11 protein-coding genes are annotated in these 8,509 nt (G+C 49.7%); all 11 read left to right on the top strand.

The features are described from left to right. The first annotated feature begins 78 nt into the window (after positions 1-78). The 11 genes from EKM96_RS04480 (at position 79) to EKM96_RS04430 (ending at position 8,481) form a co-directional block, all read left to right on the top strand. On the top strand, positions 79-939 hold the full coding sequence (locus EKM96_RS04480) for an ABC transporter ATP-binding protein (RefSeq protein WP_125640315.1): 861 nt from the start codon (positions 79-81) through the stop codon (positions 937-939). Position 940: 1 nt separating this feature from the next. Next, entirely contained in the window at positions 941-1,816 is an 876-nt protein-coding gene (locus tag EKM96_RS04475; protein ID WP_125640312.1) for an ABC transporter permease, read from the top strand. Between the two features lie 22 nt (positions 1,817-1,838). Beyond that, positions 1,839-2,300 (top strand): LytTR family DNA-binding domain-containing protein, encoded by a 462-nt coding sequence (locus tag EKM96_RS04470; protein WP_125640309.1) that lies wholly within the window; start codon positions 1,839-1,841, stop codon positions 2,298-2,300. 11 nt (positions 2,301-2,311) lie between these two features. Further along, entirely contained in the window at positions 2,312-2,707 is a 396-nt protein-coding gene (locus EKM96_RS04465) for a DUF3021 domain-containing protein (protein ID WP_125640307.1), read from the top strand. Between the two features lie 52 nt (positions 2,708-2,759). Beyond that, on the top strand, positions 2,760-3,047 hold the full coding sequence (locus EKM96_RS04460; RefSeq protein ID WP_125640304.1) for an ArsR/SmtB family transcription factor: 288 nt from the start codon (positions 2,760-2,762) through the stop codon (positions 3,045-3,047). A 137-nt stretch (positions 3,048-3,184) separates the two neighbouring features. Further along, positions 3,185-4,564, top strand: coding sequence for an MFS transporter (locus tag EKM96_RS04455; RefSeq protein ID WP_125640301.1), 1,380 nt, complete (start codon positions 3,185-3,187; stop codon positions 4,562-4,564). Between the two features lie 165 nt (positions 4,565-4,729). Continuing rightward, positions 4,730-5,371, top strand: a complete 642-nt coding sequence (locus EKM96_RS04450; protein WP_125640298.1) for a TetR/AcrR family transcriptional regulator — start codon at positions 4,730-4,732, stop codon at positions 5,369-5,371. Between the two features lie 129 nt (positions 5,372-5,500). Next, positions 5,501-6,793, top strand: coding sequence for a YhgE/Pip domain-containing protein (locus EKM96_RS04445; RefSeq protein WP_125640295.1), 1,293 nt, complete (start codon positions 5,501-5,503; stop codon positions 6,791-6,793). Between the two features lie 165 nt (positions 6,794-6,958). Then, complete coding sequence (locus tag EKM96_RS04440; protein WP_125640292.1) at positions 6,959-7,222, top strand: type II toxin-antitoxin system Phd/YefM family antitoxin; 264 nt, start codon at positions 6,959-6,961, stop codon at positions 7,220-7,222. Then, the gene (locus tag EKM96_RS04435; RefSeq protein ID WP_125640289.1) at positions 7,215-7,478 is read left to right on the top strand and encodes a Txe/YoeB family addiction module toxin; all 264 of its coding nucleotides are present in this window, start codon (positions 7,215-7,217) and stop codon (positions 7,476-7,478) included. Before EKM96_RS04440 ends, EKM96_RS04435 begins: the two co-directional genes overlap by 8 nt. A gap of 163 nt (positions 7,479-7,641) precedes the next feature. Further along, positions 7,642-8,481 carry an alpha/beta hydrolase gene (locus EKM96_RS04430; RefSeq protein WP_125640286.1) on the top strand — a complete coding sequence of 280 codons (840 nt, stop codon included), beginning with the start codon at positions 7,642-7,644 and terminating at the stop codon, positions 8,479-8,481. Positions 8,482-8,509 lie beyond the last annotated feature (28 nt).

The following is an 8,509-nucleotide window of genomic DNA, read 5'->3' as shown; positions in this document are numbered from 1 at the left end:
CGCCACAACTTCTATTTGATAACGGCCTGTTCTGGGATTGTCCTCAACGACTGGCTAACTTGTTCTTGCAATTTACGAATGTTACTAGAAGCGAAAAACTTAACGAAAACCTTTGGCGACCATGTCGCCGTGAACGGTGTGAATTTACAGATTGAGCAGGGCAGTTTTACGGCTTTGTTGGGGCCCAACGGCGCGGGTAAATCGACCACGATGTCGATGCTAATCGGACTGAGTATCCCCACGGCCGGCGAAGTGACGTATGACCGGAAGCCCAAACTCGGTGTGGTCTTCCAGGGGAGTGTCTTAGATGATAAGCTAACGGTCAAGGAAAATTTGGACATTCGGGCCGGTCAATATCGACAGGTGCCGACCGATCGCGTCTCGGCCTTGAACGAGCAACTTGGGCTGACGAGCTTCCTGTCACAACGTTATGGCACCCTTTCCGGCGGCCAAAAGCGGCGTGTCGATATCGCACGAGCGTTGATTAATAATCCCGATATTCTTTTCTTGGATGAACCAACGACCGGCCTGGACATTCAAACGCGATTGGCCATTTGGACGTTGATTCAACGGCTACAACAGGAGCATCATCTGACGGTTATTCTCACCACACATTACTTAGATGAGGCGGATTCGGCCGACAAGGTTATTGTGATTGATCATGGCAAGGTGCTGGCATGTGGGACCGCTGCAGAAATTAAACGCCAATATTCCGGTAATTTGTTAACGTTGGCCGCAACGAACATTAGCCAACTTGCAGCCCGAATTGACTATCAACCGGTGCGAATGACCAATGAGCGGCTGGTCTACGACTTAGCAACGGCACAAGCAGCCATGGCCGTTTTAATCACAAATCATGATTTAATTGAAAATTTTGAATTTCGACCTGGTAGTATGAACGATGCCTTCTTGGCATTGACGGGAAGGGAGATGCGTTAGGATGATGGCCATGATTAAGCGAAACTTACTCCTGTATTTCCGGAATCGTAGCGGCGTGTTCTTCTCATTGTTAGGCGCCCTCATTTCCTTCGTGCTTTATTTGGTCTTCTTGAAGAAAAATATGTTGGCGAGCTGGTCTCAAGTTCCCGATGCCAAGGTGTTACTAGATAGCTGGTTGATTGGTGGAACGCTGGCCATTACCGGAATTACCACAACGTTGACGAATCTGGGTCAATTAGTGACCGACCAAGAAAAGCAGGTGACGGCCGACCTGGAACTGACCGATGCCGGTCCGTTAAGCTTGTTTACCAGCTATTTGGTCAGTTCTGCCATTATTGGGGTATTGATGCAGGTCGTGATGCTTGGGATCATGTGGGGGGGCTTTTATTTAACGGATGGACTAACCCTGTCGCTGGGAAGCCTCGTGAACGTGTTGGGCCTGATCGTGACGAGCTCGATCCTATCAACTGCGGTGAATGCCGTCATTATTCGTGGCATTCACTCCGAGGATAGTCTAGGTAAGATTGGTACTATCGTTGGCACGGCGTCAGGTTTTCTGGTTGGCACTTACATCCCCATTGGCACCATGCCCAATCTGGCGCAGAACCTGGTTAAATTTGTTCCGGGGAGCTATGTCGCGGCCCTGTACCGCCAATTTCTCATGGACGGCAAACTGACGACCGCATTTTCCGGTCACACGATGGTTAGACGACACTTTGAAAAATTAATGGGCATTCGACTTAACTGGTCAACCTTATTGACCCAGCGGGCCACTTACCAGATAATGGGACTAATCTTTATTATCGCAGTCGTGTTGGCGTTCATGCCGAAATGGTGGCAAGTCCGGCGCCAACGCCGACTGGTTCACGAACGGTAAGTGAAAATTGGGGGGGATTTTGGTGCGGGTCGAATTTGAACAGAACTTGGCGATTGAGGCGACCGATCCATTGGTGGTCGTTCAAGCAGCGGCGAGGAGTCCAGAGGTGGCCGACGTGATGGCTTACCTGGCGGATTACCAGGACCAGGCGGTTCATGCAGGTATCATTCCGGTGAAGACGCCAGACCGGCTGGTGATGGTTAAGACGGCGGCTATTATTCTGGCCGATATCCAGCAGGACACGTTGTTGCTCTATACAACAACTGGCACGATCACTACACATGAAACCTTGCGACATCTGGTTCAGCGTCTCGGCGGTAAGACTTTCGTTCAGGTCTCTAAGCATGGCGTGTTAAACCTGGACCATTTGGAATCGTTAGAGGATAGTTTCTCTGGTAATATGACGGCCATCTTAACCGATCACGTGAAGACCGCCGTGAGCCGTAAATATGTTAAACAGCTGATGCATCAGCTGGGATTGTAGGAGGGTTAAAAATGACTAAGATGTTCATTTACGGTTTTCGTGGCATGGGATACGGGGCTGTGACCTTTCTCCTTCTAATTGCGATGCACGTTGCCCCGACCACTGTGTCGGCTAAAAATGTCCTGAGCTTACTCCTGGTGAGTGCGGCCATCGGCCTCCTCAGTATGATCTTCGATGATGGTCATCAGGAGGTGGCGTGGCCGTTAGCTTATGGCATTCACCTGATTGGCACGGCCAGCCTGATGCTGGTCTTAATGGCCTACAATCATTGGTCACTGGGACCGATGGCGGTGGGAAGCTTTCTCCTCATCTACGTGATTATTTGGGCCGTTGTGATGTTAGGCCAGCACTTCCGGGTGACCAAAATCAACCAGGCCCTGAAGCAGCGTACGCAGAAAAAATCCTGAGCCCTGCGCAGTGGGACTTGCGAAATAAATTAATTCTAGTAGGATAAGTGATATGACAAAACAAGAAATGACAACTAAAGACAATATCGCCGTGTTCAAGGCTCTCGCTGATCCGATCCGTCTCGACATTGTTCGCTACTTAAACCGACTTGACCACGAGGTTGCTTGTGGTGAGGTCGGTCAGGCAATGCAAATCAGCAAGACTTCTGGATCTTATCACTTTAAAATTCTGCAGGAGGCGGGTTTAATTACCGCCCATAAGGTGGCGCGTGAAAAATATGTGGCCTTGGACCGCTCGACCTTTGACCACTATTTAACGCATTTCTGGCAAAACTTATAATGAACTAGACCAATCGGGAGAAGCCTCTACAGGGCTTCTCTTTTTTTAATTTGGTGCTTGTCATGGCGTGATCACAATGATATGTTTAGATAGTTCAAAAGTATTTGAACTATCATGCGGAGTAGGGAGACGGGGAAATGATTGAAAAAGAGGTTCATTCAAAGTGGATATTGGTTCTGACGTCACTTGGTTTTTTTATGGCAATGATGGATACGATGATTGTCACCACGGCTTCGACTGCTATTCGGACGCAGTTTCAAATATCCGTGAGGACCCTCCAGTGGGCAATGAACGCCTACAATATTACTATTGCGGCAGTCCTGTTGATTGGCGTGGCCTTAGGGGAACGTTTGGGAAGACGTAAAGTCTATACTTGGGGAATTTTAGTCTTTACGATGGGGTCGACCCTATGCGCTTTGGCACCGAATATTAGTTGGTTAATCATCGCCAGAATTATTGAGGGTATCGGGGCATCGGTTATGACGCCGATGTCCATGGCCATTCTCAGCAATTCTTTACCGGCTAGTCAGCGGGGCCGGGCCCTGGGTGTTTGGGGTGGTATCGGGGGACTCGCACTGATTGTGGGTCCCTCCCTTGGGGGATTGATTGTGGCCCAACTAACTTGGCAATGGATCTTTTGGATTAACGTTCCGATTGGCGGGCTGGCCATACTTTTATCTAGATGGTATTTACCAGAAAGCCACGGGCAGAGCGCACCGATTAATTTAGTCGATGATGGTCTGATTATTATTGCCATGGCCGGCATTATTTGGGCGCTCTCTGCTGCCAATAGCGATGGTCGTATGCTAGCCCTGGTGATAGGGGGCATGAGTTTAATCGCGGGTGGGTGGTTCGTTTACCGGCAGTCCCAGGAGGTCCTGCCGACGGTGCCCTTAGCTCTTTTTCGAAATAAGGTCTTTGTTGGCGGAAATCTTGCCACGGCCTGTCTTTATGGCTCAATGTACGGGGTGGTCTTTTTCCTACCGCAATACTTACAAGTCAGTCAACGAGCCAATGCATTGATCGCTGGTATAGAATTGCTACCTTGGACCGGAACGTTAGTCATTGTAGCGCCATTTGCCGGTCGTGCCGTGGATCGCTTTGGTGAGCGATGGGTCGCAACTATTGGCTTGGGGTTACAAGGCGTTGGTTATCTGCTGATTGCGTTACTGGTTAGACAAACGTATTCGTTTTTAGTTGTACCGCTAATGCTGGCAGGCGTTGGATTATCAATGGCCGGACCGGCGTTGCAAAAGTCCGTTCTGGGTGCAGTGCCAAGAATGATGATTGGCAAGGCCTCCGGAATTTACAATGTTTTCCGTTTATTAGGCGGTGCAGTTGGGACGACCGCGGCCGTGATGATTTTTTATCAATTTCAAGGAATCACGTTTACGAATGGATTTCAGGCGACCATGTTTGCTGCTGGTGGCATGTCTTTTCTGGGAATTGTCTGGTCCAGACGTCTACACCTTAGAAAGGATCTCGCAGCCAAGGAGACAACCGACTTTCAAAGTTAACCGATCAAGCCAGGACCGCATGAACTTGCGGCCCTGGCTTTTTCTTGTTCATGGGGAAGGTTGCGCCGCGGTAACGTTTGTTAGCTGACTATTGTTGCGGCAAGCTCGATGCGGAAGTTTCGGGTCGATTGGCGTTTAATGAAGGTGGAGAGGGGTGACGAAGTCATGACTGATGAAGAAAAATTGGAACGTATTGCTTCAGCCGCGAGTGAATTGTTCATTCAACCGGGCTATCACGAAACGCAGATGCAAATGATTGCCCAGCGAGCAAACGTGGCCGTGGGCAGCTTGTATCGGTTGTTCAGTGGGAAGGCGGCCCTGTTAGACTACGTCTTTCAGACGACGGTCCCAACTATCGCGGGCCGGCCGTCAACAACGTATCCGCTGCAGCCAGTCGATCCCAGAGAATTGATTCGTCAAACGGAAGCGGCCTATCGGGATTGGAACCGTCAGCTGGCTAAGCAAAGAACCACAGACTTTGATCGCTTGCTGACTACGTTATTCGCGACGTTTAAGCGGTATGGGCGATACTTCCTGATTCTGGAGCATAACCCAACCATTAATCCGGCATTGACCGCGTTGTATCGTCAGCAACGACAGGAAATTTATCGGCAGGTAGGCGACTTCTTGAAGCAGTCTCAACCAAGCTTGAAAGACCCCGAACGTAACGGCGTCGTGGTGGTAGACCTGGTCTTCTGGTGGTGTGCCCACAAGCGTTACGACAGTTTTGAAACCAAGATGGATCGCAGTGACGATGAACAAATGTTGACGGTGGTTCGGGAGATGCTGCAGCGTAGCTATCAATGATTCCCTTAATTAGCTAACTGGTCAAAAGCCCCCCGACGGGTCGTCGAAAATTGTCTTCCCGGTGAGAATGGTTAGACTGGGTGGCAATCGAATGAATGATTCGTTCATTCGCAAAAGGGGGAAGGTATCATGAAATCTCAAGAATGGTTATATCTCAAGCGTCATCCAGCAGTTTGGCGAATTTTGTTGGGTATTTTAGTGATTCCCTTGTTTTATGCGGGGCTGTTTCTAGCCTCTGTTTGGAATCCCTATGGTGAGCTTCATCGTCTGCCCATGGCCGTGGTTGATCGCGACCGGCCAACCGAGACGGTTCATTGGGGACGCACGGTGACCCAGAGCTTGATCAATGGTAAATCTCTTCAATTTCACCGCATGACGGCCCGAACTGCTCAACGAGAATTGAAGGATGGCCGATTGTTCTTAGTCCTTAAAATTCCTAGCAATGCCTCAGAAACGCTCAGCCGCCTGGCAACGACGCCCCGGCAGTTGCGGCTGACCTACGACACCAATGCCGGCCAAAGTACCGTGGCCGCAAAGATGGGGGCCACGACGATGCAGAAGTTACAGGCAACCTTGAATCAGAGCGCCATTCAAGCCGAGCTACAAGCCAGCCAGGCAACCGCGGTGACTGCCGGTAAGGGGTTAACCACGAGTGCCCAGCAATTAGGGCAGCTGAGCCAGGCCAGCGTGGCCGGACTGCCTGTCTCTCAGGTGGCCGCGGCAACCCAAAAGATTGTGACTGGATTGACTCAAGGCGGGGAACAACTACGGAAAACTCGGCGGACGGACCAACTCAAGCAATTGGCGATGCCAATTAAGTTAGTCCAGCATGATGTGGTTGGCGTGGCCAATAACGGCACGGGCATGGCGCCCTATTTTATGGCCATCTCGTTATTTGTCGGCTGCATTACGCTGAATATCATTTATGATGCCGGGACTCGGCATGGTCCACACCGCAACTTTGCCATTGCTTGGCTGGATAAGATGGGCTTCCTCTGGGGGTTCGTCGTGTTAGCGGCATCCTGCATGTGGTTAGGAGTCCGCTACATCATTGGCCTGCGACCGTTAGAGCCCGGTTCGACCTATCTCCTGAGCCTATTGATTGTCTTGGCCTTCTTCAGCTTAGTGACGTGTTTTCGCCTTTGGCTGGGCCTGACGGGGGCTTGGCTCATGCTGTTATTCATGCTATTTCAAATCGGTGCTTCCGGTGGTACCTATCCCATTCAGCTGACGAATCCGTTCTACCGCGCGGTTCATCCCTACTTGCCGATGACCGTGGCCATGGCCGGTTTGCGGCATACGATCTCATTAGGGGGGTCCATTACCGGAATCATTTGGATCCTGGTTGGAATGACGGCGTTCTTTAGCTTAGGTACATTGGCGTACTTCTACTGGCATCGTTCGGATGAGGTCGTGCTGTGAGGCCATAAGGCCAGGCATTCTGGGCATGCCAAGAGGTAATGTGATACGGGTCTATAATTATTTGAAAACGGCAGCCATAAACATTTGTCTTACTGTACGTAATACTGTACAATATGCCTGTATGAGTTAGACGGACGTGATTAAGTAAGGGAGGCGTATTGGAAGATGGAAGCAACAACTTACAGTGACTTTCGGAAGGACCTAAAAAGCTATATGGACAAGGCTACTGGTGACTTTGAACCGATCACAATTACCCGAAAGAATCGAAAAAATGCGGTTTTAATCTCAGAGGAAGAATACAACAATATGCTTGAAAACCGTTATGTATTAGAAAACCCGACAAACCGAGAATGGCTCCGGCAATCACTGTCACAGGTTAATCAGAACAAAACGGCTCAGCATAAATTAATTGATGATCCCGATGAATAAAATATTTACGGATAACGCCTGGCAAGATTATCTTTGGTTGTTGAAGAATAACAAGCGTGGCCTGAAGCGGGTTAATGGCCTATTGAAGGATATTTCACGGTCACCATTCAGTGGCATTGGCAAGCCTGAACGATTGCACGGCGACCTTACGGGGTACTGGTCCCGAAGAGTTAATGAAAAGGACCGGTTAATCTATGGTGTTGATGGTAAGGCTGTGACGATTTTGGCTTGTCGGACGCATTATAGTGAAAAATAAATTCCTTTATTCAGGACTCTATTAAAGGTCATGATGAACGTCATGGCCTTTTCTCATGCGCGATTCAGCGTCATTCGTAGTCTTCTCTAAATAACGCTTGCCTTATAGCCCACCCGAAGGCTTATACTTAGTCCATTACATTTGCGAAAGGGGGAACGGCCTAATGAAAAAAAGTCGCTTAATTATTGGACTGATGGCCCTATTATTGGGATTGACAGGTTGTGGTAAGCTAGGCGGGTCTTCCAGTTCAGCTGATCTACCGAATGCCAGTAAATATGAGCCCACGCTGTTCTTTCATGGTTGGGGGAGTAGCACGCACGCCGAGGACCAGATGGCCCACTCGCTAGTTAATGCTGGCCTGACGAAGACCATTGTACGGGCAACCGTTTCGACCCAAGGAAAGGTTAGTCTGTCCGGCCACTTCCATGAGGGGGATTATCATCCAATTGTCGAGGTGGGATTTGAAGGTAATCGTAATTCGAGTTCGCGGCAATGGGGCCGCTGGGCCAAGGCGACGGTGGTTAAGCTGCAACAGACCTACCATACCAAGTCCTTCAACGTGGTTGGCCACTCGATGGGTAACATGGCCATCATGTATTATTTAAAAGACAACGATCGGCGTCTGCCTAGATTGCGGAAGCAGGTCGACATTGCTGGGCATTTCAATGGGATTCTGGGCATGAATGACGAGCCCAACCGCATGAAGCTGAATCGTGAGGGTAAGCCCGAAAAAATGCAGCCGGAATATCAAGGCTTATTGAGCTTAAGACGGACACTACCCAAGAATCAGATTGCCGTGTTGAATATTTATGGCGATAAGGGTGATGGGTCCCATTCGGACGGATCGGTTAGCAATGCCTCTTCCAAATCATTACGTTATCTGATGGCCGGTCGGGCCAAGTCCTATCAAGAACGGCGGATTGTTGGGGCTAAGGCGCAACATAGTCGGTTACACGACAATGTTCAGGTAGACCGACTGCTCATTCGCTTCTTACGCCATTAAGCGAAGGGAACTCGACATCAATAATCAA

This window comes from Levilactobacillus tangyuanensis, assembly GCF_003946545.1.
GTDB lineage: Bacteria > Bacillota > Bacilli > Lactobacillales > Lactobacillaceae > Levilactobacillus > Levilactobacillus tangyuanensis.
The sequence above is the reverse complement of the archived record's forward strand: the minus strand, read 5'-3'. Positions and strand labels throughout refer to the sequence as shown.

Bases quoted from the DNA above. Each gene is read 5' to 3' on its own strand.
- EKM96_RS04480 (WP_125640315.1), top strand. From the start codon at position 79: ATGTTACTAGAAGCGAAAAACTTAACGAAAACCTTTGGCGACCATGTC.
- EKM96_RS04475 (WP_125640312.1), top strand. From the start codon at position 941: ATGATGGCCATGATTAAGCGAAACTTACTCCTGTATTTCCGGAATCGT.
- EKM96_RS04465 (WP_125640307.1), top strand. From the start codon at position 2,312: ATGACTAAGATGTTCATTTACGGTTTTCGTGGCATGGGATACGGGGCT.
- EKM96_RS04460 (WP_125640304.1), top strand. From the start codon at position 2,760: ATGACAAAACAAGAAATGACAACTAAAGACAATATCGCCGTGTTCAAG.
- EKM96_RS04455 (WP_125640301.1), top strand. From the start codon at position 3,185: ATGATTGAAAAAGAGGTTCATTCAAAGTGGATATTGGTTCTGACGTCA.
- EKM96_RS04450 (WP_125640298.1), top strand. From the start codon at position 4,730: ATGACTGATGAAGAAAAATTGGAACGTATTGCTTCAGCCGCGAGTGAA.
- EKM96_RS04445 (WP_125640295.1), top strand. From the start codon at position 5,501: ATGAAATCTCAAGAATGGTTATATCTCAAGCGTCATCCAGCAGTTTGG.
- EKM96_RS04440 (WP_125640292.1), top strand. From the start codon at position 6,959: ATGGAAGCAACAACTTACAGTGACTTTCGGAAGGACCTAAAAAGCTAT.
- EKM96_RS04435 (WP_125640289.1), top strand. From the start codon at position 7,215: ATGAATAAAATATTTACGGATAACGCCTGGCAAGATTATCTTTGGTTG.
- EKM96_RS04430 (WP_125640286.1), top strand. From the start codon at position 7,642: ATGAAAAAAAGTCGCTTAATTATTGGACTGATGGCCCTATTATTGGGA.